The sequence below is a fragment of the Agrobacterium sp. DKPNP3 genome (assembly GCF_052686535.1).
This window is the reverse complement of record NZ_JBQYSN010000194.1, coordinates 1-261: the sequence shown is the minus strand read 5'-3', so window position 1 is coordinate 261 and position 261 is coordinate 1. Positions and strand designations below refer to the sequence as shown.

The 261-nt window shown below is 51.3% G+C and carries 1 protein-coding gene; it reads right to left on the bottom strand.

What is annotated here, in order from left to right; all coding sequences use genetic code 11:
• Positions 1–63: 63 nt before the first annotated feature.
• Positions 64–261: hypothetical protein (locus ACUTJJ_RS25060; protein WP_445543787.1), on the bottom strand; the 198-nt coding region annotated here is incomplete at its 5' end.

Below are 261 nucleotides of genomic sequence, written 5' to 3'. Positions count from 1 at the left end.
TTGTTCATGTTTTCATATGACTGTTGTTTTCGAGAAGCTGGGAAGCTTGCGCTTCATTTTAATTTACACGTCTTTCTGTGACCGATCCGTATTCCACCGTTGCTCGAGATCGAGCGTGGCACCCATACAGGACGCTAGTCCGTCGCCTCGGGTTTTTGCCTTGGCAAAATACCCTGACGGCGCGCCGTCTGCAGCGTAGTGGCCGAAGGCCACGTCAGCGTGAAGACAGATCAGATGATGCTCATCTTCGATGAGCATGAA